The sequence below is a fragment of the Pseudomonas macauensis genome (assembly GCF_047902425.1).
GTDB lineage: Bacteria > Pseudomonadota > Gammaproteobacteria > Pseudomonadales > Pseudomonadaceae > Pseudomonas.
Genome location: NZ_CP138377.1, coordinates 737,166 through 761,079 on the forward strand (window position 1 = coordinate 737,166; position 23,914 = coordinate 761,079).

Annotated in this window: 22 protein-coding genes; 16 read left to right on the forward strand and 6 right to left on the reverse strand. The window is 62.6% G+C overall.

Going from position 1 to position 23,914, the window contains the following annotated elements; all coding sequences use genetic code 11:
• The first annotated feature begins 4 nt into the window (after positions 1-4).
• From rlmH to SD196_RS03570, 14 genes are all read left to right on the forward strand, one after another.
• Positions 5-472, forward strand: a complete 468-nt coding sequence (gene rlmH / locus SD196_RS03505) for a 23S rRNA (pseudouridine(1915)-N(3))-methyltransferase RlmH (protein ID WP_205338922.1) — start codon at positions 5-7, stop codon at positions 470-472.
• 15 nt (positions 473-487) lie between these two features.
• Positions 488-2,377 carry a penicillin-binding protein 2 gene (gene mrdA, locus SD196_RS03510; protein ID WP_331319811.1) on the forward strand — a complete coding sequence of 630 codons (1,890 nt, stop codon included), beginning with the start codon at positions 488-490 and terminating at the stop codon, positions 2,375-2,377.
• A gap of 44 nt (positions 2,378-2,421) precedes the next feature.
• Positions 2,422-3,525: a rod shape-determining protein RodA gene (gene rodA / locus SD196_RS03515; RefSeq protein WP_275611877.1), complete on the forward strand. Its 1,104-nt coding sequence runs from the start codon at positions 2,422-2,424 to the stop codon at positions 3,523-3,525.
• 8 nt (positions 3,526-3,533) lie between these two features.
• On the forward strand, positions 3,534-4,556 hold the full coding sequence (mltB, locus tag SD196_RS03520; protein ID WP_275611878.1) for a lytic murein transglycosylase B: 1,023 nt from the start codon (positions 3,534-3,536) through the stop codon (positions 4,554-4,556).
• Positions 4,553-5,581, forward strand: a complete 1,029-nt coding sequence (locus SD196_RS03525) for a septal ring lytic transglycosylase RlpA family protein (RefSeq protein ID WP_331319810.1) — start codon at positions 4,553-4,555, stop codon at positions 5,579-5,581. Before mltB ends, SD196_RS03525 begins: the two co-directional genes overlap by 4 nt.
• Before the next feature lie 100 nt (positions 5,582-5,681).
• Positions 5,682-6,839, forward strand: coding sequence for a D-alanyl-D-alanine carboxypeptidase family protein (locus SD196_RS03530; protein WP_275610051.1), 1,158 nt, complete (start codon positions 5,682-5,684; stop codon positions 6,837-6,839).
• 190 nt (positions 6,840-7,029) lie between these two features.
• Positions 7,030-7,341, forward strand: coding sequence for a DUF493 domain-containing protein (locus tag SD196_RS03535; RefSeq protein ID WP_275610052.1), 312 nt, complete (start codon positions 7,030-7,032; stop codon positions 7,339-7,341).
• The gene (lipB, locus tag SD196_RS03540; protein ID WP_343575375.1) at positions 7,341-7,994 is read left to right on the forward strand and encodes a lipoyl(octanoyl) transferase LipB; all 654 of its coding nucleotides are present in this window, start codon (positions 7,341-7,343) and stop codon (positions 7,992-7,994) included. The genes SD196_RS03535 and lipB overlap by 1 nt, the downstream gene beginning before the upstream one ends.
• The gene (gene lipA / locus SD196_RS03545; protein WP_275610054.1) at positions 7,991-8,986 is read left to right on the forward strand and encodes a lipoyl synthase; all 996 of its coding nucleotides are present in this window, start codon (positions 7,991-7,993) and stop codon (positions 8,984-8,986) included. The genes lipB and lipA overlap by 4 nt, the downstream gene beginning before the upstream one ends.
• Positions 8,987-9,369: 383 nt before the next feature.
• Complete coding sequence (locus SD196_RS03550) at positions 9,370-9,876, forward strand: fimbrial protein (protein ID WP_331318500.1); 507 nt, start codon at positions 9,370-9,372, stop codon at positions 9,874-9,876.
• Positions 9,877-9,966: 90 nt separating this feature from the next.
• Positions 9,967-10,716 carry a molecular chaperone gene (locus SD196_RS03555; protein WP_331318498.1) on the forward strand — a complete coding sequence of 250 codons (750 nt, stop codon included), beginning with the start codon at positions 9,967-9,969 and terminating at the stop codon, positions 10,714-10,716.
• 139 nt (positions 10,717-10,855) lie between these two features.
• Positions 10,856-13,528 carry a fimbria/pilus outer membrane usher protein gene (locus tag SD196_RS03560; protein ID WP_275610057.1) on the forward strand — a complete coding sequence of 891 codons (2,673 nt, stop codon included), beginning with the start codon at positions 10,856-10,858 and terminating at the stop codon, positions 13,526-13,528.
• A 134-nt stretch (positions 13,529-13,662) separates the two neighbouring features.
• A complete protein-coding gene (locus SD196_RS03565; protein WP_275610058.1) occupies positions 13,663-14,652 on the forward strand; it encodes a fimbrial protein in 990 nt (329 codons plus the stop codon).
• Positions 14,653-14,682: 30 nt separating this feature from the next.
• Positions 14,683-15,201, forward strand: a complete 519-nt coding sequence (locus tag SD196_RS03570) for a fimbrial protein (RefSeq protein ID WP_275610059.1) — start codon at positions 14,683-14,685, stop codon at positions 15,199-15,201.
• 65 nt (positions 15,202-15,266) lie between these two features.
• Here SD196_RS03570 and SD196_RS03575 read toward each other — a convergent pair whose 3' ends face one another.
• From SD196_RS03575 to arfA, 3 genes are all read right to left on the reverse strand, one after another.
• A complete protein-coding gene (locus tag SD196_RS03575) occupies positions 15,267-16,526 on the reverse strand; it encodes a lytic murein transglycosylase (protein ID WP_416311063.1) in 1,260 nt (419 codons plus the stop codon).
• Between the two features lie 164 nt (positions 16,527-16,690).
• Positions 16,691-16,990 (reverse strand): hypothetical protein, encoded by a 300-nt coding sequence (locus SD196_RS03580; protein ID WP_275610061.1) that lies wholly within the window; start codon positions 16,988-16,990, stop codon positions 16,691-16,693.
• Positions 16,991-17,062: 72 nt separating this feature from the next.
• Complete coding sequence (arfA, locus tag SD196_RS03585) at positions 17,063-17,215, reverse strand: alternative ribosome rescue factor ArfA (RefSeq protein ID WP_275610062.1); 153 nt, start codon at positions 17,213-17,215, stop codon at positions 17,063-17,065.
• A 178-nt stretch (positions 17,216-17,393) separates the two neighbouring features.
• On the opposite strand from arfA, the gene SD196_RS03590 reads away from it, so the two are divergent.
• Positions 17,394-17,744, forward strand: a complete 351-nt coding sequence (locus SD196_RS03590) for a YciI family protein (RefSeq protein WP_275610063.1) — start codon at positions 17,394-17,396, stop codon at positions 17,742-17,744.
• A gap of 255 nt (positions 17,745-17,999) precedes the next feature.
• Positions 18,000-19,229, forward strand: a complete 1,230-nt coding sequence (locus tag SD196_RS03595) for an MFS transporter (protein ID WP_416311064.1) — start codon at positions 18,000-18,002, stop codon at positions 19,227-19,229.
• Between the two features lie 94 nt (positions 19,230-19,323).
• Here SD196_RS03595 and holA read toward each other — a convergent pair whose 3' ends face one another.
• The 3 genes from holA to leuS all read right to left on the reverse strand — a co-directional run bounded on the left by holA (position 19,324) and on the right by leuS (position 23,713).
• Positions 19,324-20,361: a DNA polymerase III subunit delta gene (gene holA, locus SD196_RS03600; RefSeq protein ID WP_275610065.1), complete on the reverse strand. Its 1,038-nt coding sequence runs from the start codon at positions 20,359-20,361 to the stop codon at positions 19,324-19,326.
• Positions 20,362-20,396: 35 nt separating this feature from the next.
• Positions 20,397-21,011: an LPS assembly lipoprotein LptE gene (lptE, locus tag SD196_RS03605; RefSeq protein ID WP_275610066.1), complete on the reverse strand. Its 615-nt coding sequence runs from the start codon at positions 21,009-21,011 to the stop codon at positions 20,397-20,399.
• Positions 21,012-21,091: 80 nt separating this feature from the next.
• Positions 21,092-23,713: a leucine--tRNA ligase gene (gene leuS, locus SD196_RS03610; RefSeq protein ID WP_370600647.1), complete on the reverse strand. Its 2,622-nt coding sequence runs from the start codon at positions 23,711-23,713 to the stop codon at positions 21,092-21,094.
• Positions 23,714-23,914 lie beyond the last annotated feature (201 nt).

Genomic DNA, 23,914 nt, shown 5'->3' on the forward strand with positions numbered 1-23,914 from the left:
CGCCGTGCGTCTGCGTCTGATCGCGGTCGGCTCGCGCATGCCGCGCTGGGTGGAAGAGGGCTGGCAGGAGTACGTCAAGCGCCTGCCCTCGGAGCTGTCCCTGGAACTGGTGGAAATCCCGCTCAACACGCGTGGCAAGAATGCCGACGTGGCGCGGCTGATCCGCCAGGAAGGCGAGGCCATGCTGAGCAAGGTCCAGCCCGGGGAACGCATCGTCACCCTGGAAGTCGAAGGCAAGCCCTGGAGCACCCCCCAGCTGGCGCAGGAGCTCGACCGCTGGCGCCTGGACGCGCGCACCGTCAACCTCATGGTCGGCGGGCCGGAAGGCCTGGCGCCGGAGGTCTGCGCGCGCAGCGAACAGCGCTGGTCGCTGTCGCCGCTGACCCTGCCGCATCCGCTGGTGCGCATCCTGGTTGGCGAGCAGATCTACCGCGCCTGGACGGTTCTGTCCGGGCACCCTTACCACAAGTAGTCGTAGCCGTTTTCGATGCCGCAGCCGATACAGCTCAAGGACCACGAGAAGGACGCCCGCCTGGTCCGCGCCCGCGTCATCGTCGGCGGGGTGGCGATCTTCCTGCTGGCGCTGGTGCTGGTGGCGCGCATGTATCACCTGCAGGTGACGCAGTACGACTACCACTCGACGCTGTCGGAAAACAACCGCGTCCACGTCCAGCCGATTCCGCCCAACCGCGGGCTGATCTTCGACCGCAACGGCGTGATCATCGCCGACAACCGTCCCAGCTTCAGCCTGACCATCACCCGCGAGCGCACCGAGAACCTCAAGGACACGCTCAAGACCCTGGTGGACATCCTCGGCCTCACCGAGGAAGACCAGGCCATCTTCGAGAAGCGCATGAAGCAGGGCCGCAGGCCGTTCGAGCCGGTGCCGATCATGTTCGAGCTGTCCGAAGAGCAGATCGCCCGCATCGCGGTGAACCAGTACCGCCTGCCCGGCGTCGATGTGGCCGCGCAGTTCGTCCGCCATTACCCGCTGGGCGAGCACTTCGCCCACTCGGTCGGCTACGTCGGGCGGATCAACGAGGCGGAGCTCAAGAAGCTCGACCCGGTGGCCTATTCCGGCACCCACCACATCGGCAAGACCGGCGTGGAGAAGTTCTACGAGAACGAACTGCACGGCACCGTGGGTTACGAGGAAGTAGAGACCAACGCCCGTGGCCGCGTGCTGCGCGTGCTCAAGCGCACCGAGCCGGTGTCCGGCCGCGACATCGTACTGAGCATCGACAGCAAGCTGCAGGCCAAGGCCGAGGAGGCACTGGCCGGCCGTCGTGGCGCCATCGTGGCGATCCAGCCGTCCACCGGCGACGTGCTGGCGATGGTCAGCCAGCCGAGCTACGACCCCAACCTGTTCGTCACCGGCATCAGCTTCAAGGACTATTCCGCCCTGCGCGATTCCGAGGACCGCCCGCTGTACAACCGCGTGCTGCGCGGCCTCTATCCGCCGGGCTCGACGGTGAAACCGGCGGTGGCCATCGCAGGCCTCGACGCCGGCGTGGTGACGCCCGCCACCCGTGTGTTCGACCCCGGCTACTACCAACTGCCGAACTATGACCACAAGTACCGCAACTGGAACCGCTCGGGCGATGGCTGGGTGAACCTGGAAACCGCGATCATGCGGTCCAACGACACCTACTTCTACGACCTGGCCCACAAGCTGGGGATCGACCGCCTGCACGACTACATGAGCGAGTTCGGCTTCGGCCAGCGCGTGGCCCTGGACATGTTCGGCGAGGCCGAGGGCCTGATGCCCTCGCGCCAGTGGAAGCGCGCCCTTCGCCGCCAGGCCTGGTTCCCCGGCGAGACGCTGATCCTCGGTATCGGCCAGGGCTACATGCAGGCCACGCCGCTGCAGCTGGCGCAGATGACCTCGCTGATCGCCAACAAGGGCAAGTGGATCCGTCCGCACCTGGCCAAGACCATCGACGGCCAGCCGCCGGTGGACCCCGAACCGATGCCGGACATCCTGCTCAAGGACCCGAACAACTGGAGCCTGGTCGACAATGGCATGCAGCAGGTGGTCCACGGTGCCCGTGGCACCGCGCACAAGGTCGGCGCCACCGCCGTCTATCGCATCGCCGGCAAGTCCGGTACGGCGCAGGTGGTGGCGATCAAGCAGGGCGAGAAGTACGACCGCTCCAAGCTCCTCGAACGGCACCGTGACCACGCCCTGTTCGTCGGCTTCGCCCCGGCGGACAACCCGCAGATCGCCGTGGCAGTGATGGTGGAGAACGGCGAGTCCGGCTCCGGCGTCGCCGCACCCGTGCTCAAGCAGGTGATGGACGCCTGGCTGCTCGACGAGAACGGCAAGCTCAAGCCTGAATACGCGCCCCAGGCCACGGCGGAGGCCGCCAAGCCATGACCAAGAACGGCAATTTCGACCGCACCTTGTCCAACGAAGACGTGATGAAGCGGCGCTCCAGCCTGTTGCAGCGCCTGCACATCGACGGCCTGCTGCTCCTGCTGCTGGTGACCCTGGTCTCCGTCGGCCTGTTCGTCCTCTATTCGGCCAGCGGCAAGAGCTGGGACCTGCTGATCAAGCAGGCGTCATCCTTCGGCCTGGGCCTGGGGGCTATGTTCGTACTGGCGCAGATCGAGCCGCGCTTCCTCGCCCGCTGGGTGCCGCTGGGCTACCTGATCGGCGTGGCGCTGCTGGTGGTAGTGGACGTGATGGGCCACAACGCCATGGGCGCGACCCGCTGGATCAACATCCCGGGGGTGATCCGCTTCCAGCCGGCGGAGTTCATGAAGCTGCTGATGCCCATGACCATCGCCTGGTACCTGTCCAAGCGCTCGCTGCCGCCGGGCTTCAAGCACAGCGTGGTGGGCCTGGCGCTGATCGTGGTGCCCTTCGTGCTGATCCTCAAGCAGCCGGACCTGGGTACCGCCATGCTGGTGCTAGCCTCCGGCGCCTTCGTGCTGTTCGTCGGCGGCCTGCGCTGGCGCTGGATCATCATGGCCGTGTCGGCGGCGGTGCCGGTGGCGGTGGCCATGTGGTACTTCGTCATGCACGACTACCAGAAGCAGCGCGTACTGACCTTCCTCGACCCGGAAAGCGACCCGCTGGGCACCGGCTGGAACATCATCCAGTCCAAGGCCGCCATCGGCTCGGGCGGGGTCTTCGGCAAGGGCTGGCTGCTGGGTACGCAGTCCCATCTGGATTTTTTGCCCGAAAGCCACACGGACTTTATCATTGCCGTGCTCGGCGAAGAGTTCGGCCTGGTCGGGGTGTGCCTCCTGCTGGTGCTGTACCTGCTGGTGATCTACCGGGGGCTGTGGATCACCGCCCAGGCGCAGACGCTGTTCGGCAAGCTGCTCGCCGGCAGTATCACCATGACCTTCTTCGTGTATGTGTTCGTCAACATTGGTATGGTCAGCGGGTTGTTGCCAGTGGTGGGGGTTCCGCTGCCCTTCATTAGTTACGGCGGAACTTCACTGGTGACCCTGATGTCAGGGTTCGGGGTTTTGATGTCGATCCATACCCATCGCAAGTGGATCGCCCAGGTTTGATGACAAGAGTGAAGAAAGGGATGCAAGTATTGCGCGCCTGGGCTGCCAGGGGAGTGCATTGGGTCGGAATCGCGGGGGCGATCGGCATGTCCGGTGCCGCTGCCGCGGGCGACTACGATGGCTCGCCGCAAGTGGCCGAGTTCGTCAGCGAAATGACCCGTGAGTACGGCTTCGCCGGCGAACAGCTCATGGCGTTGTTCCATGACGTGGAACGCAAGCAATCGATCCTCGACGCCATCTCCCGCCCTGCCGAACGGGTCAAGACCTGGAAGGAATACCGCCCGATCTTCGTCACCGACGCGCGCATCAACCGTGGCGTGGACTTCTGGAACCAGAACGCCGAGGCCCTGGCTCGCGCCGAGCAGGAATACGGCGTGCCGGCCCAGTACATCGTCGCCATCATCGGCGTAGAGACCTTCTTCGGCCGCAACACCGGCAACTTCAAGGTGATGGACGCCCTGTCCACCCTGGGCTTCGACTACCCGCCGCGCGCCGACTTCTTCCGCAAGGAACTCAAGCAGTTCCTGCTCCTGGCCCGCGAACAGCAGGTCGACCCGCTCAGCCTGACCGGCTCCTACGCGGGCGCCATGGGCCTGCCGCAGTTCATGCCAAGCAGCTTCCGCGCCTATGCCGTGGACTTCGACGGCGACGGCCACATCAACATCTGGAGCGACCCGACCGATGCCATCGGTAGCGTCGCCAACTACTTCAAGCAGCACGGCTGGCACACCGGCGAACCGGTGGTGTCGCAGGCCGAGCTGGGCACCTCCACCGCCGAGGATGCCATCACCCAGGGCCTGGAGCCGCAGTTGAACCTCGGTCAGCTACGCTCTCAGGGCTGGCGCACCCATGACGTACTGCGCGACGACCTGATGGTCACCGCCATGCGCCTGGAAGGCGACCAGGGCTCCGAATACTGGGTCGGGCTGCCGAACTTCTATGTGATCACCCGTTACAACCGCAGCGCCATGTATGCCATGGCGGTCCATCAGCTGGCTGGCGAGATCGCCAAGGCGCGAGGTGTCCATTGAGCAAGCGAATCGCAAGTCCCGGCCTCTGGTCGCTGGCCGCCTGCGTTGGCCTGAGCACTGTGTTCCTCGCCAGTTGTACGGGTAACCGCGCGCCGCAGCAGCAGCCAGTCGCCAGCAGCGGCATTTCCGGCCCTTACGACTACAACCGCCCGCATCGCGACGGCGCGCCCTGGTGGGACGTCGACGTTTCGCGCATCCCTGATGCCGTGCCGATGCGCCACAACGGGCCGGTGAAGAACAACCCCTACACCGTGCTGGGCAAGACCTACTACCCGATGAACGACGCACGTACTTACAACGTGGTAGGCACCGCGTCCTGGTACGGCACCAAGTTCCACGGCCAGGCCACCGCCAACGGTGAGCAGTACGACCTGTACGGCATGACCGCCGCGCACAAGACCCTGCCGCTGCCCAGCTACGTGCGCGTCACCAACCTGGACAACGGCAAGAGCGTGATCGTCCGGGTCAACGACCGTGGTCCGTTCTATTCCGACCGGGTGATCGACCTGTCCTTCGCCGCGGCGAAGAAGCTCGGTTACGCCGAAACCGGCACCGCGCGGGTCAAGGTCGAGGGTATCGACCCGGATCGCTGGTGGGCCTCCCAGGGCAAGTCGCAGCCGATGATCATGGCGCTGCCGAAAATGGCCCCGCAGCAGCCGGCCGCCGCGCAGCCACAGGCCGTGGCCATGGCGCAACCGATCGAAACCTACACCCCGCCGCCCACGCAGCACGCAGCGCCCGTGGCGCCGGTTCAGATCGACTCAAAAAAAAACGCTTCATTACCAGCCGATGGCCTGTATCTCCAGGTGGGTGCCTTCGCCAACCCGGACGCTGCGGAGCTTCTCAAGGAGAAGGTCGGCAGCCTGACGGGGGCGAAATCCTTTATCAGCTCGGTCGTGGTCAACCAGCAGACCTTGTACCGAGTGCGCCTGGGGCCGATCAACACGCAGGATGAAGCAAGCCGGATGCAGGACAGCATCCGCGTGGCCAATCTTGGCCAACCCAAGCTCGTGCATCTGGACTGAGTCTCCACGGCACGAGCCGCAGTGGTCCGTAGAGGCCGCGGCATGAGTTCCCCCACGAGGGGATTGTTTGTTTGACCATTAGTGAACCCCAGAGAAACGGATGAACATCTTCAACATCGCCAAACGCCTGTCATTGCTTGTGCTGCTCAGCGCCCCCGTGGCCAGCTGGGCCGCTGAAGTCGTTCCCGCCGCGCCGCAACTGGCGGCCAAGGCCTGGGTCCTGATGGACGGCGCCAGCGGCCAGATTCTCGTCGAGAACGCCGGCGACGAGCGCCTGCCCCCGGCCAGCCTGACCAAGCTGATGACCGCCTACATCGCCACCAAGGAAATCGAAGGCGGCCGCATCGCCGAATCCGACATGGTCACCGTCAGCGAGCATGCCTGGCGCACCGGCGGTTCGCGCATGTTCATCAAGGTCGGCTCCCAAGTTTCGGTGAGTGACCTGCTGCACGGCATCATTATCCAGTCGGGTAACGACGCCTCTGTCGCCCTGGCCGAGCACATCGCCGGCAGCGAAGACGCCTTCGCCGACATGATGAACACCACCGCGCAGAAGCTGGGCATGACCAACTCCCACTTCATGGACGCCACCGGCCTGCCCAACCCGGACCACTACTCGTCCGCCAAGGACATGGCCGTCCTGGCCCGCGCCATCATCTACGGCGAGCCGACCCACTACGCCATCTACGCGCAGAAAGAGTTCTTCTGGAACAACATCAAGCAGCCCAACCGCAACCTGCTGCTGTGGCGCGACAAGACCGTCGACGGCCTGAAGACCGGCCACACCGACGAAGCCGGCTACTGCCTCGTGGCCTCCGCCGTGCGTGACGGCCAGCGCATGATCGCCGTGGTGTTCGGCACCAACAGCGAACAGGCCCGCGCCGCCGAGACCCAGAAGCTGCTGACCTACGGCTTCCGCTTCTTCGAATCGCAGACCTTCTACAAGAAGGGCGCCGAGCTGACCAAGGCCATGGTCTGGAAGGGCTCCGAGCACGAAGTCAAAGCCGGCCTGGCCGAAGACCTGACCATGACCGTACCGCGCGGCCAGCTCAAGCAGCTGCAGGCCAACATGGTTGTCGAGCCGAGCCTGATGGCCCCGATCCAGCAGGGTCAGGTGATCGGCAAGGTCGAGGTCAAGCTGGGTGACAAGGTCGTCCGTACCTCCGACCTGGTCGCACTGAACGCCGTTGAAGAAGGCGGCTTCTTCCGCCGCATTTGGGACAGCCTGCGCCTGTTCTTCTACGGCCTGTTCAACTGACCGCCCGTCCCGGCCTTGTACTTTTGTATACAAAGCCGGGATTGATCCTCACGCGCAGTCGCAAACTCGGGTAAAATGCCCGCCTGCGACTGCGCGGTCCCCCCGTGGCCCGGCAGCCGTCGTCCGATCCACCCGGAGCGACCTCATCCAGGGCGCTCATGCGGAGGCGGGCCACCCGCCCGCGAGTGCCATGACTGATACCACCAATACCGTCGACCCCCTCAATTCCGGGAACGAGCAGCCCGCGCCGAAGATCGAGTTCCCCTGCGAACGCTATCCGATCAAGGTCATCGGCGATGCCGGCGAAGGCTTCTCCGACCTGGTCGTCGAAATCATCCAGCGCCACGCGCCTGACCTCGACGTCACCACCCTGGTCACCCGTGACAGCCGCAACGGCCGCTTCCTGTCCGTGCAGGTGTTGATCACCGCCACGGGCGTCGACCAACTGCAGAACATCCATAAAGACCTGCGCGCCACCGGTCGCGTCCACATGGTGCTCTGATGGGCGAAACGCTGGGATTTCGTGAGTTGGGCATGTTGCCCTACGAGCCGACCTGGCACGCCATGCAGCGCTTCACCGCCGAGCGCGGGCCCGCTACGCCCGACGAAGTCTGGCTGCTCGAACACGAGCGCGTCTTCACCCAGGGGCAGGCCGGCAAGGCCGAACATGTGCTGTTCCCCGGCGATATCCCGGTCGTTCAGGTCGACCGCGGCGGCCAGGTCACCTACCACGGCCCCGGCCAATTGGTGGCTTACCTGCTCCTCGACGTGCGCCGTTCCGGCATCGGCGTGCGCGATCTGGTCTCTCGCATCGAACAGAGCCTCATCGGTCTGCTGGACAGCTACGGCGTGAACGCTGTGTCCAAACCCGATGCTCCGGGCGTCTATGTCGACGGTGCGAAGATCGCATCCCTCGGCCTGCGCATCCGCAACGGCCGCTCCTTCCATGGCCTGGCGCTGAACGTGGACATGGACCTGGAACCCTTTCGACGCATCAATCCCTGCGGTTACGCAGGCATGGCCATGACCCAGCTGCGAGAGCTGGCGGGCCCCATCGCATTGGCCGATGTGCGCGAGCGCCTGCGTGGCGAACTCGTCCAGCGCCTTGGCTACGCAGCACAGAAGACCCTAACGGGCGGGATCGAACCTAGATGAGCACTGTTGTGGACAACCCAGGTCAGGCTGCCCCGGCCGCCAAGCCGGGCAAGGTGGAAGTCGGCGTGAAGCTGCGCGGCGCGGAAAAGGTCGCGCGCATTCCGGTGAAGATCATCCCCACCGAGGAACTGCCGAAGAAGCCCGACTGGATTCGCGTGCGCATCCCCGTTTCCCCCGAGGTCGACCGTATCAAGCAACTGCTGCGCAAGCACAAGCTGCACAGCGTCTGCGAGGAAGCCTCCTGCCCGAACCTCGGCGAGTGCTTCTCCGGCGGCACCGCCACCTTCATGATCATGGGCGACATCTGCACTCGACGCTGCCCCTTCTGCGACGTCGGCCACGGCCGGCCGAAGCCGCTGGACGTCGACGAGCCGAAGAACCTCGCCATCGCCATCGCCGACCTGCGCCTGAAATACGTGGTGATCACCTCGGTGGACCGCGACGACCTGCGTGACGGCGGCGCCCAGCACTTCGCCGACTGCCTGCGCGAGATCCGCAAGCTGTCCCCGGGCATCCAGCTGGAAACCCTGGTCCCGGACTACCGCGGCCGCATGGATATCGCCCTGGAAATCACCGCCAACGAGCCGCCGGATGTGTTCAACCACAACCTGGAAACCGTGCCGCGCCTGTACAAGTCCTCCCGTCCGGGGTCCGACTTCGAGTGGTCGCTGGACCTGCTGCAGAAGTTCAAGCAGATGGTCCCCCACGTACCGACCAAGTCCGGCCTGATGCTCGGCCTGGGCGAAACCGACGAGGAAGTCATCGAAGTCATGCAGCGTATGCGTGAGCACGACATCGACATGCTCACCCTCGGCCAGTACCTGCAGCCCTCGCGCAACCACCTGCCGGTGCAGCGCTTCGTCCACCCGGATACCTTCGCCTGGTTCGCCGAGGAAGGCGCGAAGATGGGCTTCAAGAACGTCGCTTCCGGCCCGCTGGTGCGTTCCTCGTACCATGCCGACCAGCAGGCGCACGGGCACAAGATCGGCTGATCGAGCCTGTTCCAAACAAGGCCGCCTCCCGCCAGGGACGCGGCCTTTTGTTTTATCTCAGCCCAGCATCGGCATCGCTGAACTGCCCGCCGCGCTTCGCCCCTCCACATAACGGTTCATATCACGCGAGGCCATCGCTAATCATCAATGCCCCCGGAAATACTGAAATCTTTGAATTTCAGCTCGATTCGCTTCGAACAAGAAAATTCTGATAGGCCATGAAGAGTGAGCCGACATCGCCCAGGTTCTCCAGTCCGGAAAATGGCCCGTGTCGCGAGCCCCCATCCAACGGGGAGCGACATGTGCCACGGGGGAACAACGATGTGGCTCGACTCCCTGGAAGGAGCACCCCCGGCCTCCCAGAACACTGCTGAGAAATTCAAATGAAAAAGCTGCTCGTAGCTGCCCTGGTCTCCGCTGCTTCCATCAGTGCTTACGCCGCTGACGTCAAAGTCACCTTCGACGGCGAAGTGGTTGACCAGACCTGCAAGATCAATGGTTCCGACCCGATGGTCGACGTCGCTGTCACCCTGCCGAAGGTCGGTGCGACCTCCTTCTCTGTCAACTCCCGAGTTTCCGGCGCGAAGAAGTTCGACCTGACCCTGACCGACTGCACCGCTGCCCCGACTCTGCGTTGGGAGCCGCTGCCGAACGTTGACCTGACCACTGGCGCCCTGAAGAACCTGTCCACTGGCGGTTCCAACGTCCAGGTCCAGGTTCTGAACCAGGACCAGCAGGTGATCGACCTGAACAACGACGCTGGCTTCCCAGTGACGCTGGACGCTTCCAACAGCGCCACCGTGAGCTACTACGGCCAGTACTACGCCAACGTGCTGCCGGCCACTACCGGTCTGGTCAACACCTACGGCTACATCACCCTGACCTACTAAGGTCGTGCGGCCGCTGTGCCGCATCGGGTGGCTGCAATACCCGTCGGGAGCGCTTCGCTCCCGACGTCCCTTCTCAAAGGTTGGTGTGTGATGTTCAAGCTCTCTTCCAGATCCCTGTGGTTTGCCGGCTGCATGGGCGCAGTCGTCCTGTGGTCCAGCATGGTCAGTGCTGGCATCGTGATCACTGGCTCCCGCGTTGTTTACCCCGCCAAGGACAGAGAAGTGACGGTCAAGATGACCAATAACGCAGAAGAGCCGTCACTCGTTCAAGCCTGGGTCGACAAAGGCAATTCCAAGCTGACGCCCGACAAGGCCGATGGCCCGTTCCTCATCACGCCACCCATTACCCGGGTGGAGCCGAAGAAAGGGCAGGCGCTGCGCCTGGTCTACACCGGCGATGACGCTGCTTCCAAGAAGCAGGAAACCGTTTTCTGGCTGAACGTGCTCGACGTTCCGCCCATGCCCAAGGACAAGGAAGCCAACTTCCTCCAGGTGGCAGTCCGTTCGCGCCTCAAGATCTTCTATCGCCCTGACGGCCTACCCGGCTCCCCGGCTGAATCGGCCCAGGGCCTGAAATGGTCAGTGGTCCAGACAGGCGGCGGCTATGCCGTGCGCGCCACGAACGGCGGTGCCTTCCACGTCTCGCTCTCGACCATCACTGTGCAGACCAATGGCAGGTCGTATCAGGTCAAGCCTGAGGACGTGAAGATGGTCGCTCCCGGTGCCAGCGAGACCTTCCCGGTTCAAGGGCTGAATACCGCACCCGGTGCTGGAACCCAAGTCGACTACCAATGGGTGAACGACTGGGGTTCCCCGCAGAAGGTTGAAGCCAAGCTCTGACCGCCTGATTCCGCCAGTTGAGCCAAGCGCCGGCTGGCGGCCCTAGCGAACCAAATGCGTTTCCACCCTGCACACCCAGCCTTCGTCCGGGTGTGGACTTGCTCGTCCGCAAGAAGACGGATCAACAGAGAAAACGATTATGGATATCACGCAAGGCCCCTTCACCCAGCAACGTACCCCATTGGCGGCAGCGATCGCCATGGGGTCGACTTGGCTCCCTGTCGCCATGGGATGTTGTCTGCTGTACGGAGTCTTGCTCGCTTTTGGCGTGGCCTCCGCCCTGGCGGATGACGCGCCTGCCGTAAAGCGGAGTTCCAGCTCCCTGGAGGTCGCTGAATTCAACCCGAGCTTCTTCGACCATGGCGGCAGCGTGCCGAGCGTGGACGTTTCCCGTTTCGAGAAAGGGACACCCGTCGAGCCCGGCGTCTATCGCCTGGACATCTACGTCAACCAGTCCTGGGTGGGACGGATGCCGGTACGCGCGGTGTCTGAAGGTAGCGGCCGGGACGCCACCTCGACCTATTGCATCAAGAGCTCCCAGTTCGCCGAACTGGGCGTCGATGTCAGCAAGCTTCCGCCAGAAAAGCAGAAGTTGATTACCGGTGACTGCGTTGATTTCAATGCGGTCGTCCCTTCGGGCAAGCTCGATGTGGACCTCTCCGAACTCTCCGCCAGCATCTCCGTGCCGCAACTGTATCTGGGCCGGCAAGTCCACGGTTACGTCGACCCATCAGAGTGGGACAGTGGCGTAACCGCCGGCTTCCTCATGTACGACACCAACGTCTACAAGAGCGATAGCCAGGGTTCCGACTCGACCAACTATTACGCGGGCATCAACGCGGGTGTGAACCTGGGCGAATGGCGTGCCCGCTATAACGGTAGTTACAGTCGCAACGAAACGGATAAAAGCAAGACCACAAGCAACTACAACTCCATCAGTACCTACGTCCAACGTGACGTTACACCGTTGAAGGCGCAGTTCACCGCCGGTCAGTATTACACCGACAGTGCCGTGTTCGACTCCGTGCCCTACACCGGCGTGCAGCTCGCCAGCGACGATCGCATGTTGCCGGATTCTCAGCGGGGCTTCGCGCCCAACATCCGTGGCGTGGCGGATACCAATGCGCGGGTGCGGGTAAAGCAGGGCGACAACGTCATTTATGAAACCAGCGTCGCTCCCGGTCCGTTCGAGATCAACGACCTTTACAACACGGGATATTCCGGCGACCTGACGGTGGAAATCACCGAGGCCGATGGACGCGTGAAATCGTTCCTGGTGCCGTTCGCGTCGATCAACCAGCTCGTCCGCCCAGGTATATCCCGGTACAGCGTAACGGCGGGCAAGTATCGCGATGACAACCTGGATCGTGAGCCCAACTTCGCTCAGGGCACGTACCAGTACGGTATCAGTAACTACTTGACTGCCTATACCGGCGGCATCGTTGCTGAGGACTACGCGGCGGCCCAGGGTGGCTTGGCGTTGAGTACTTCGCTGGGGGCCCTGGCGGCGGACGTAACACAGTCCAAGGCCAAAGACCTGAATGACAGCCAGTACGGCCTGAAAAAGGACATGAGCGGCCAGAGCTACCGCGTGACCTACAGCAAGCTGCTGGAACCGACGAATACCAACTTCACTATCGCTGCCTATCGCTTCAACAGCGAAAACTACCTGAGCTTCCAGGACTTTGCCCAGGCTTGGGGTACTGACCACCAGAACAACTACAACCTGTATCGCCAGCGTAACCGTTATCAGCTAGGTATCAACCAGCCGCTTACGGATCGCAGCTCCTTGTACTTCAGTGGTTCGAAGCAGAACTACTGGAACAAGGGCAGCAGTGATGCCAGTTTCCAGGGTGGCGTCAACACGGGCTTTAACTGGGGATCGATGTCGCTATCGGCCTCACGTACCAGCAACCAGGACGGTGAATACGACAACACCTATATGCTGAGTGTGACCGTTCCCATTGGTTTGGGTAATCGCCATCCGATGTCGCTGACGAGTAACGTCAACTTTACCAACGGCAAGAACAACAGCATTCAGACCAGCCTGAACGGCTCGGCAGGTGACGACAACCAGATTGCCTACGGTGTTTACGGGTCCGGTAACAAGTATGACGGCGACCGCACCTACAACAGCGGCGCAAACATTTCCTACAGCGCGCCGGAAGCTATTTACAACGCCAACTTCAGTACAGGTGACGGATACAAGCAAGTAGGACTTGGCGCTCGCGGATCGGTCGTCGCACACCCTGGTGGCATCAACTTCTCGCAGAACCAGAGCGAAACCATGGCCGTGGTCGAGGCCAAGGGGGCTGAAGGTGCGTCCATCAGCACCAACGTCGGTGCCAAGGTTGCCAAAAACGGCTATGCCGTCGTTGGCGGGCTGACACCCTACCGTCGTAATGACATTGACTTGGATCCTAAGGGTACTTCCAAGGATGTTGAGCTTGAGGTGACCTCCCAGCAGACAGCGCCGCGCTATGGCTCGGTGGTCATGCTGAAGTATTCCACCATCACCGGTGCCCCTGTCCTCATGCAGGTGGTGCGGGATAGTGGGGAGGCCATCCCCATGGGCGCCGAAGTGTTGGATGCGAAAGGCAACAATCTGTCCATGGTTGGTCAAGGCGGCAGGATATTCCTGCGGGGCCTGGAGCCGAAGGGCCGTTTGTTCGTCAAGTGGGGGGATGGCTCCGGGCAAACTTGCCAGATCGATTACTCGTTGCCAGCTCAGAGCGATGACAAGCTCCCCTTCATGAAGGTGAGTTCGACCTGCCGGGCGATTCTGGATGCACCTAAAGTTGCCGGGCGCTAATTACTGATCGTAATTGTCTGAATTGTTAATTCGGAAGTAGGTGTTCAATGGGTTTGCATGAGATATATGGGAAGAGGTGGTGGTTCAGCGATACGCTGCTGCGGGTAATCCTTGTCTGTTCGATTGTGGCTCTCATGTCGGGCAAGGCAGTGGCTGCAGCCACCTGTAGTGGCAATCCAGCACCGGATACGTTCAATTTTCCATCGGCAATCTCCGTGCCTCGTGATAGTACACAAGTGACGGCCCTTACCGGTTGGGTTGCGGGCCCATCCGCTACAAACTGGTGGAATTGTAATACTTCTAATAACTCTAATACCGGTTCTGCTGTTTTTAAGCCTGCCAGCGCAAATGCTTCCTACTCGGATGGCAGCGGTACGTACACAGTCTGGAAAACCAGCAAGGATGGGGTTGGCTTTGTACTTAAATATAATGTCTATGCGAATGGTTGCGGGTGGGCTGGCTGGAATGGGCTGGTTTCAAGTACGTATCCCTATGGATATAACGCCTGTAACGCTGATGGAGCTATAACCAACGGTGGCCAAGTACAGATTCGTCTCGTTCAATATGGACAAATCACTGCGGGGATGCTCGTTGGCGGCGAGTTAACACGTGCGGTGGTTTATGTGGATGGAAGTTATGGGGCGCAAGGCGGCCCAAAACAATTTATGACATCTCCGGTACAGTTCAACGTACTGATGTGCCAAGTGGACTCTGTGGATCTGCAATTGGCCGACTCGTATGTGTGGGACTACGCCTCGACGACAGAGGTTAAGAAGAAGCCGCTACAGATCCAGGTCAAGAATTGCCCATCGGGCATGAATGTTATTCGCTACGAACTGGAGCCCATTGGAGCGAGCATCATCAGTTCTACAAACGGTACTTTCAGCAACCAATCCGGCCCAGGAATGGCTGGTGGAGTGGGAATTAGGATCACCGATAGTACCGGAACCAACCCGATCAGGTTTGCAGACTCCAGCTATACGTTGGCGGGCTACAGTCCGACCAGCGGAAACTCAATGTTGCCGATCAACCTGAATGTGGCTTATTACAGAACTGGTACTGCGGCGCAAGTAACGCCCGGGCAAGTGGTCGGGCTTGTCCAATTGACGATGCTTTATCTTTAATACGTAAAATTCAAGAAAGGTGAGGTTGATATGAAAAAAATTCTTGCTGCTGCTGGGATATTTTCCTGCGCCGCCAACGTATACGCGGCAATACCGGACGCGCAAATCAATATTACTGGTAAGGTTATCGACGGAACTTGCACTATCGCAGGCACTGGAAGCGCCCCGACTCAGATCAACGTACCGCTGAGTTCGGTCATGAGCAGTGATTTTGCGGCAGTGGGCGCGCTGAGCAAGAATCAGAAGTCGTTCGATATCGTATTGACCAACTGCCCGACGGCCACCACCACAATGAAGTGGGACGCGGCCGTGAACGTCGATGCCGCTGCCGGTACGCTGAAGAACACCAACTCGAGCGGCACCAGTGCACAGATTCAGTTGTTCAAGAGTGATGGCACTACCGCCATCAACCTGGTGAACGATCCGGGCGTCAGCTTCACTACCACCAGCCAGACGTTCACCTATGTAGCCAAGTACTATGCCAAGGCGCTGCCGGTGACTGGCGGGGATCTCTCGACATTTACCTACCTGTACCTTACGTACAATTGACCTATCGGCGTGCGTCGATAAGCCAGGTGAAAAAGGGCCCTTTCAGGGCCCTTTTTCTGCGCCTTTCAATCGCGCAGACGGTCCAGCAGTGCTTGGGTCGGATAACCGTCTGCCGGCCAACTGATGGTTTTCTGGAAGGCGCGAATCGCCTGCCGGGTATTGGCGCCGATAATGCCGTCTACGGAACCGGGGTTGAAGCCGCGATCCATCAGCTTCTGTTGAAGTTCGATACGCTCGCTCCGGCTGAGTGGCGCCTCATCGACTGGCCATTGTCCCGCCAACTGTCCGCCGCCCTTGAAGCTGTCAGCCAGCAGACCGACAGCCAGGGCGTAGGAGGTTGAATTGTTGTACTTGAGGATGGCGCGGAAATTGTCCGTGACCAGGAAGGCCGGGCCGCGATGGCCTGCCGGCAGTAGCAGCGAGGCGTTGGTGGCCGCGATGGGCTGATTGGCGCTCACTGGCCGCACTCCCAGGCGCTGCCATTCGGCGATGGGTTTGCGGATGCCCATGTCCGCTTCGGCGTAGTCGAAGCCTTGGGGCAGGCTTACTTCGAAGCCCCAGGTCTGGCCACGCTGCCAGCCCGAAGCGTGCAGGTAGTTAGCAGTCGAAGCCAGGGCGTCGCTGGATGAGCCCCAGATGTCGCGTCGGCCGTCCCCGTCGAAATCCACCGCGTAGCGGTTGTAGGTGGTGGGGATGAACTGGGTCTGGCCCATTGCGCCGGCCCAGGAGCCAATCATGTTGCTCGCCGGCACGTCGCCGTGCTGGAGAATCTGCAGGGCGGCGATCAGCTGGTCGCGGCCGAATTCCGGGCGGCGACCTTCGTAGGCCAGGGTGGCCAGCGAGCGGATCACGTTCTTGCTGCCCATCTGCTGGCCGAAGTTGCTCTCCATGCCCCAGATGGCCATTACCGCTTCGCGGTCGACACCGTAGGTGCTGTCGATGCGTTGTAGCGCATCGGTGTTCTGCAGAAGCCGGTCCTGGCCGTTACGCACCCGCGCCGCTGAAACGGCACCTTCCAGGTATTGCCAGATCGGGCGGGTGAACTCGGGCTGGCTGCGGTCGGCGGTAATCACGGAATCATCCGGCTCGATGCCAGCGAAGGCCGTATCGAAGGTGTGGGCGCTGATGCCGGCGGCCATGGCCTGGCTGCGGAAATCGTCGCGCCACTGGGCGAAGCTTTGTGTCGGTTGCGTGGCGGATGGGGTGCCAGGCGTGCCTTGGGGTGGCGCCTCGGCACAGGATGACAGCAGGCCGAAGGTGGCCAGGGACAGAGCGGCGACGAGCAGGCAGCGTTGGCCGACAACAGATGGAACGGGCTTGCGCATTGCTCTCCTCGAGTACTGGCAGGGGAGCGGCCACCATAGCATGGCCACTGTGAAGCGTCTGCGCTGGGCAGAAGCAACGGGTCTGCAGGCTTCGATGGCAACGGTAAAGGAAAATTCCCGAGGTCGCGCAGTGCCCGCCGGGCGGCACGGGGGTGGCCAAGCCGCTATTGCTTGGGCTGGGTTCCGTTTTCCTGATCGACCTTGGGCGCACTCTGGTCCAGTTCCTTGAGCATATCGTCATAGGCGGCGCAGTCGTCCGGGCGTTGCTCGCTGGAGCGAGATTTCTTCATTTCCGCGAGTTTTTCGTTGAGCTTCTGCGCACGCTGGGGATCGCTGCGGGTGACTTCGGTGACCTTGGCGGCGACTTGCCTGCCCTTGGCTTCGGCTTCCTGATCGGAGCAGAACGCATGGGCGGATAGGCTGAAGGGTAGGGCGAGGATGGCGACGATCAGGGGCGCTTTCATGTGCGGACCTCCTTGGCTTGGCTGTCCGGTTGAAAGCTAAAGGGTGCGGAGGGTTCAGGTTTTCTGACGTTTTCAGGCCGCCAGAAGCGAAGAAGCCTCCCAATTGTGGGAGGCTTCGCGGCGGTAGCTGCCTTTGCCTTTGAGGGGCTTTTCCTGGCGGCTGCGGAACAGCGGTTGCGCGACCAGGGATTTGGCCTTGTTCGGCCGTTTGGAGTGCTTTGCCATCATGATGTCCTCATCGAGACCGGCCTCTTGCCGGCGCGCGAATGTTCTGCCTATTTGGCACGTATGTCCAACGCCTTTGGTCAGTCGATGGGCAGACCAAGGCCGGCAGGTGGCATTTGGGGCTACTCTGGCAGCGGCGTACCTTTTGACGTAATGGACAAGAACGAGGACAAGGGCGATGAAGTTTCTCTGCATGATCTACTTCGACGAGCGCAAGGCGGCTGAATTGCCGGAGGCCGAGCTGCGCGGCATCGTCGATGAATGCATGACCTACAGCGAGCAATTGCGACGCAGCGGCAACTACATCGCCGCCAACGCGCTGCTACCCACGCCCACGGGCCGGACCCTGCGCGGTCAGGGCGAGCGGCTGGCAATCACTGACGGTCCCTTCGCGGAGACCAAGGAACAGCTCGGCGGCTTTTACCTGATCGAGGCTACCGATATGGAAGAGGCCCAGCGCATCGCTGCGAAGATTCCGCCAGGGCGACTGGGCTGCGTGGAGGTTCGGCAGGTGCGGGAATGGGAATGACGCTGATTGGCCGGCCGGCTTAGCGCACTACGGGGGCGATTCGGGGGCATCGGCTGGAAACGAAAAACTCCAGGCGTTTGCTGTGCAGGCAACAGCGAGCGCATGGCGAAGGAGGCTGTGGGATTGTCGCCAACGTTGTAACAGTCCTTTTCGGGCGCACGGCTATGGGCGAGCCAAGGGCTGAGCTAGGTTAATAGCTAGCCAACTATCGCCACGGCGCGCAGGGACTGCCTCGCCATCGGCTGGAGATGTCTCATGCAGCAATGGTCCCCGACCCAGCGCAATGTGGTGATCGCTTCGGTGCTCGCCTGGACGCTGGATGCTTTCGATTTCTTCCTGCTGGTCTTCGTTCTCACCGACATCGCCCAGACCTTTCACGTCGATCTGCCGCAGGTCTCGCTGGCGATCCTGCTGACCCTGGCGGTGCGGCCTATCGGCGCGCTGCTATTCGGCCGCTCCGCCGAGCGATACGGCCGACGGCCGGTGCTGATGATCAACATCCTGATCTACTCGCTGCTGGAGTTGGCTTCGGCTTTCTCACCAAACCTGACGACTTTCCTCATCCTGCGCGTGGTTTACGGCGTGGCGATGGGGGGGATCTGGGGCGTGGCGTCGTCACTGGCGATGGAGACCATCCCAGAGCGCTCCCGCGGCATGGTGTCAGGGTTGTTCCAGGCCGGTTACCCGGCCGGCTACCTGATTGCCTCGATCGTCTACGGTCTGTTCTTCGTAGTCCTGGGGTGGCGCGGGATGTTCATTCTCGGCTGTCTGCCGGTGGTGCTGGTAGCGTTCATTTGGTTCAAGGTGCCGGAGTCACCAATCTGGCAGGCGGCGCGTGAGCGCAAGGAGTCGACGCCGTTGTGGCCGGTACTGCGCAAGCAATGGAAGCTGTGCCTGTACGCGGTGCTGCTGATGGCGTGCTTCAACTTCTTCAGCCATGGCACCCAAGACTTGTACCCGACCTTCCTGAAGGTGCAGCACGGGTTCGATCCGCACACGGTCAGCCTGATCGCGGTGGCCTATAACATCGCTGCAATCCTGGGCGGTATCCTGTTTGGCAGCCTGTCCGAGCGTATCGGGCGGAAGAAGGCGATCATCTGTGGCTCGCTGCTGGCGCTGCCAGTCCTGCCGCTGTGGGCCTTCAGCCATGGCGCGGTGGCGCTGGGTCTGGGCGCCTTCCTCATGCAGTTCATGGTGCAGGGAGCTTGGGGTGTGATTCCCGCGTACCTCAACGAGCTCGCTCCGGTGGGTACGCGGGCAGTATTGCCGGGGTTCGTCTACCAACTAGGCAATCTGGTCGCTTCGGTGAACGCCCCGCTGCAGGCGGAGATTGCAAAGAGCTACAGCTATGGCACGGCAATGGCCATTGTGGCCGGAGTCGTGGCGGTGTTGATCTGCATGCTGATCAGCACCGGGCGCGATACACGGGGAGTGGCGCTGGATCGGGGCGGGGAGTCGCGTCGGGCGCCGCTGGTACATTCTTGATGGATGGGCGGTGCGAGCAAGCTCGCTCCTACGATGAGCCTGTACGCATTCCTTTAGAAGTGAGCTTGCTCGCGAACCCGTCGTAGACCGGATATCAGGCCGATGGCAGGCTGATGCGCTGTCCGGCGACCAGCAGCGCGAGGCGGGCGAGACCGCTCCAGGGATCGCCCTGTGCCTGCCCCTTGATCTGCGCATCGATCAGCTGAGCATCCTGCAGCATCTGGTTCCAGCGGCTGCCGGTGTGGCGCTGCAGGGCGCGGGTCATCAGTGGGCGGCGTTTGTCCCAGATGGGGGGGCGGGCCTGGCTGAAGGCCTTGTCCAGCGGCACACCCTGGCTGAATTGTTGCGCCAGGGCCGCGAGCACGCGGATTTCCCGGGCCAGGGCCCAGAGAATCACCGGGGGCTCCACGCCCTCGCCGCGCAGGCCCTCGAGCATGCGCAAGCAATGTGCCGCTTCGCCGCCGAGGGCTGCATCGATCAGGCCGAAGACGTCGAAGCGCGCACTATCGGCCACCGCCGCCTGGACGGTGGCGGCATCGATCTGCTGACCTTCGGCCAGCAGCTTGAGCTTTTCGATTTCCTGGGCGGCGGCCAGCAGGTTGCCTTCCACCCGGGCGGCGATCAGGTCTACCGCTTCCTGGCTGGCGGCCAGTCCCGCCTGGGACAGGCGCTGGCGAATCCACTGCGGCAGCTGGTGCACGTCGATCGGCCAGATCTGGATGAACTGGGCGCCGTCGCCATCGATCAGTGCCTTGGCCCACTTGGTCTTCTGCGTGCTGCCGTCGAGCTTGGGCAGGCTGACCAGCAGGACGGTGTCCTCCGGCGGGCGTTGCAGGTATTCCAGCAGGATAGCCGCGCCCTTGTCGCCGGGCTTGCCGGATGGCAGGCGCAGCTCGATCAGGCGCTTTTCAGCGAACAGCGAGAGGCTGGCGCCGGCTTCGAGCAGCTGGCCCCAGTCGAAGTTGGCTTCGGCGTTGAATACCTGGCGCTCGCCGAAGTCACGCTGGCGGCAGGCCGCGCGAATGGCGTCGCAGGCTTCCTGGCAGAGCAGCGGTTCGTCGCCGCTGACCACATAGACGGGGGCCAGGTTGCCTTGTAGGTGCTTGGCGAGTTGTCCGGGATTGAGCTTCATGATGAAAAAGGGGCCGGTTGTCCGGCCCCTGTCTGTCACTCGGCTTTCGGGAATTCGATCGGCGACTGCTGCGGCTGGGCCTTGGCGGCATCCTCCGCGGCTTTCTGCGCGTCCGCTTCGGCCTTGGCCTTGGCATCGGCCTTGCGTTGCAGCTCATCCAGCTGGGCCGGGGTGATCATCTGCAGGCGCATGGCCATCTGCTGGACCAGGTCGCGGCGCATTTCTTCGCGGATCTGCGCGGCTTCCTGATCGGAGCCGACCAGGTTGTTCTCGTCCTGTACGTAGACCTTGCGCACCTGCACCTGGCCATTCATCAGCAGCAGGTTGTTGGTACCGCGGATTTCATAGTCCAGGGTGTTGGTCAGCTGGTTTTCCGCGCTACGTGCCGAGCTGGTGTAGCTGACGGTACGATTGGTCACGTCTTCGCGCGCGAGGATGACGTGGTAAGGCGCGCGGGAGACGACTTTCACGCCGCTGCCTTCGAGCACTTGCTGGAGCTGCTTGACCGTTTCGCCATAGGCATTGCGGGCGGTCAGGTCGACTTCCTTGAGCGCAAAGTTCGTATCGCCCATGCCGCGCAGGTGGAAACCGCAGGCGGTCAGCACGCTGGCCAGGCCGATCAGCGCGAGGCTGGTCAGGATACGTTTCATCAAGCTTCCCTCACTCCTGTTGATCCGGGGTGCCCGTGGCCAAGGTGCCACGGGCGAATAGGTCTTTTCCAGCGTTGGTGTTAGTTGGCCACGATGTTGACCAGCTTACCCGGAACCACGATCACCTTGCGGATGGTCAGGCCGTCAGTGAAGCGCAGTACGTTCTCGTTGGCACGCGCCGAGGCTTCCACCTCTTCGCGGCTGGCGCTGGCGGGCACTTCGATGTGGCCGCGCAGTTTGCCGTTGACCTGCACCACCAGTTGCAGGCTGTCCTGCACCAGGGCGGCTTCGTCGACCTGCGGCCAGCTGGCGTCGATCACTGCGCCGTCCTTGCCCAGCTCCTGCCAGATCACGTGGCAGATGTGCGGGGTGATCGGGGCGAGCAGCAGGGTGACGCTTTCCAGGCCTTCCTGCAGCAGAGCGCGGTCGGCGTCGGTGGCGGTGGGGGCCTTTTCCAGTACGTTCATCAGGGTCATCACGGCGGCGATGGCGGTGTTGAACTTGTGGTTCTGGCCCACGTCCTGGCTGGCCTGGCGGATGGCTAGGTGGATGGAGCGGTGGATGGCCTTCTGCGCGTCGTCCAGGACGGATTTGTCTACGGCGCCGGCGGGGCCTGCGTTGACGTGGGCCTGGGCCAGGCGCCAGACGCGGCGCAGGAAGCGGCTCGCGCCTTCGACGCCGGAGTCGGACCACTCCAGGCTCATGTCCGGCGGCGAGGCGAACATCATGAACAGGCGGCAGGTGTCGGCGCCATAGGCGTCGATCATGGCCTGCGGGTCCACGCCGTTGTTCTTGGACTTGGACATCTTCTCGGTGCCGCCGATTTCCACCGGCTGGCCGTCGGTCTTCAGGCGCGCGCCGATGACCTTGGCCTTGGCGTCACGCTCGACTTCCACGTCGGCCGGGTTGAACCAGTCCTTGCTGCCGTTCGGGTTGGTGCGGTAGTAGGTCTCGGCGACGACCATGCCCTGGGTCAGCAGGTTCTTGAACGGCTCGTCGGAGTCGATCAGGCCTTCGTCGCGCATCAGCTTGTGGAAGAAGCGCGCGTAGAGCAGGTGGAGGATGGCGTGCTCGATGCCGCCGATGTACTGGTCAACCGGCAGCCAGTAGTTCGCGGCCTTCTTGTCCAGCATGCCGTCTTCGAACTGCGGGCAGGCGTAGCGGGCGAAGTACCAGGACGACTCGACGAAGGTGTCCATGGTGTCGGTTTCGCGCTTGGCCGGCTGGCCACATTTCGGGCAGCTGCAGGAGTAGAACTCGGGCATCTTGGCCAGGGGCGAGCCGGCGCCGTCCGGCACCACGTCTTCAGGCAGGACGACCGGCAGCTGGTCGGCCGGGACCGGTACGTCGCCGCAGGCGTCGCAGTGGATGATCGGGATCGGGCAGCCCCAGTAGCGCTGGCGGCTGATGCCCCAGTCGCGCAGGCGGAACTGGGTGCGCGCCTGGCCCAGGCCCTTGGCGGCGAGGTCGGCGCCGATGGCGTCGAATGCGGCCTGGTAGCCGAGGCTGTCGTACTTGCCAGAGTTGACAGTGACGACGGTGTCGTCCTTCAGGCCGTACCACTCTTTCCAGACGGTCGGCTCGAAATCATTGTCGGCGCCAACCTGGGCGATCACCTGCTTGATCGGCAGGGCGTACTTGTTGGCGAATTCGAAGTCGCGCTCGTCGTGGCCCGGCACGGCCATCACGGCGCCTTCGCCGTAGGTCATCAGGACGTAGTTGGCGATCCAGACCGGCAGCTTCTCGCCGGTCAGCGGGTGCTCGACGAACAGGGAAGTGGCGACGCCTTTCTTCTCCTGGGTGGCGATGTCGGCTTCGGCGACGCCGCCGCGCTTGCACTCGTCGATGAACGCCTGCAGCGACGGATCGCGCTGGGCGGCGAGGGTGGCCAGGTGGTGCTCGGCGGCCACGGCGACGTAGGTGGCGCCCATCAGGGTGTCCGGACGGGTGGTGAAGACCTTCATCTGGCCGGCTTCGCCGATGGAAGCCTGGTCATAGGGGAAGGCGATCTCCATGCCGCGGGACTTGCCGATCCAGTTGCGCTGCATGGTCTTGACCTGTTCCGGCCAGCCCGGCAGGTGGTCGAGGCTTTCCAGCAGCTCTTCGGCGTAAGCGGTGATCTTGAAGTAGTACATCGGGATTTCGCGCTTCTCGATCAGCGCGCCCGAACGCCAGCCACGGCCGTCGATGACCTGCTCGTTGGCCAGCACGGTCTGGTCCACCGGGTCCCAGTTCACGGTGCCGTTCTTGCGGTAGATCACGCCTTTCTCGAACAGGCGGGTGAACAGCCACTGTTCCCAGCGGTAGTAGTCCGGCTTGCAGGTGGTGACTTCGCGGGACCAGTCGATCGCCAGACCCAGGCTGTTGAGCTGGGACTTCATGTAGGCGATGTTGTCGTAGGTCCAGGCCGCCGGCGCGACGTTGTTCTTCATCGCGGCGTTTTCCGCCGGCATGCCGAACGCGTCCCAGCCCATCGGCTGCAGGACGTTCTTGCCCTGCATACGGTGATAGCGGCTGATCACGTCACCGATGGTGTAGTTGCGCACGTGCCCCATGTGTAGCTTGCCGCTCGGATACGGGAACATCGACAGGCAGTAGAACTTCTCCTTGCCGGCGACTTCGTCGACGCGGAAGGAGTTGTGTTCGTTCCAGAACTTCTGGGCCTGGGATTCGATCTCGAGAGGCTGATATTGCTCGTGCATGGCGCGATTTGAACCTGTACGGAAAAGAAGTGTGCGGCCGGGGAGGTCGAGTGGCCCTCCGCTCACCGACCCCTGAGAAGACATGGGCCGGGTGGCTACAGAAAGCCTCGTAGCATACATGACCCCCACCCGAGCCGGTAGCCCGCGCCGTTTGTCGCACGCTCGGTGTGGCGCAGGGTGGGCCGCTAAGCTTTGGCTGAG